Source organism: Allobosea sp. CRIB-10 (assembly GCF_900112185.1).
Lineage (GTDB): Bacteria > Pseudomonadota > Alphaproteobacteria > Rhizobiales > Beijerinckiaceae > Allobosea.
Genome location: NZ_FOKP01000072.1, coordinates 1 through 1,100, shown reverse-complemented (window position 1 = coordinate 1,100; position 1,100 = coordinate 1). Strand labels below are relative to the sequence as shown.

Genomic DNA, 1,100 nt, shown 5'->3' with positions numbered 1-1,100 from the left:
TTTGACAGGATATCGCGCTCCTGGCGCAGGCGCTGGTTCTCACGGCGGAGGCGGATCAGCTCTTCGCGCTCCGCAGTCGTCGCACCGTCACTACGACTGCCGGCGTCGCGCTCGGCCTGACGAACCCAGCTGGCGATCGACTGCGCGGTCGGCTCGAACTCCCGGGCAAGCTCTTCAGGCGTTCGTCCGGATCGGACAAACTCCACCATCTGTCGCCGGAACTCCGGCGGATAGGCACTGCGAAAACGCGGCATACACTCCAGAAAATGACTTCAAGGGTGTCCACAAAACCGCGGCAACTCCACTCGCAGACGACGACAATGCGCCCTTCGATGGACGCCAGCCATTTTTCCGTAGCTCTTTCGGGCTTTGGCCTCGGAGAGATGGGCAGGCCAGATCGGCTTGTCCTCGCGTTTGCCGAACTCTGCCCGGCAATCCTCCGGGATCCCTTCCCGGGCTTTCCAGTTCCCGGTCTTCGGGTCTCTGGTCAGCGTAGCCATGCGCAGCGCGAACGCCATTGTGTACTGCCCATTCGTATCTTGCGGGGCGGCCTGCGGCTGAAAGCCGAATAAAATCAATGATGTCAAGGAAATCCAGTGGTCGGAGTGGCAGGATTTGAACCTGCGACCCCCTCGTCCCGAACGAGGTGCTCTACCAGGCTGAGCCACACTCCGATCAACTGGTGGCCGGCTTATAGCCAGCCGGCCGCCGCAGCGCAACAGCCAAGGATAAGGGTTGTGCAATCTTTTCCGCGAGAGCCGTCCCGTCCGGGTGACGGCGGCGTCGGCCGAACCGATCCGGTGTTGCGCGCTGCGGCGTCGCGCTCTAGAAGGCAGCGGAGATTGGGGCGTCGCCAAGCGGTAAGGCAGCGGTTTTTGGTACCGCCATTCCCAGGTTCGAATCCTGGCGCCCCAGCCACCCAGTCTCAAATTCCGAGACTTTCGTCTGTCTTGGCAGAACCTGCCCAAATGCCGAGGGTTAGCGGCGAGCGCGGGCTAGCTCAGACTAGGGTCTAAACTCAACGGCCAGTTTGTGATTCAAGCAGGTCATGGGAGAGGTAAGTTCCATGAGCCGCTTGTTTTGGTTGAATGACGAGCAAT

The 1,100-nt window shown here is 61.0% G+C and carries 1 protein-coding gene and 2 tRNA genes; 1 reads left to right on the top strand and 2 read right to left on the bottom strand.

Translation table 11 applies throughout. From position 1 onward, the window contains the following. Together BMZ69_RS30940 and BMZ69_RS30935 are read right to left on the bottom strand one after the other, a co-directional pair. Positions 1 to 254 (bottom strand): transposase (locus BMZ69_RS30940; RefSeq protein ID WP_139219324.1); only part of this gene is annotated, 254 nt, incomplete at its 3' end. A gap of 343 nt (positions 255 to 597) precedes the next feature. Continuing rightward, positions 598 to 674: transfer RNA gene (locus BMZ69_RS30935), tRNA-Pro, on the bottom strand. A 169-nt stretch (positions 675 to 843) separates the two neighbouring features. Between BMZ69_RS30935 and BMZ69_RS30930 the strand changes: the two genes are divergently transcribed. Then, positions 844 to 918 (top strand) — tRNA-Gln (locus BMZ69_RS30930). Positions 919 to 1,100: the final 182 nt, after the last annotated feature.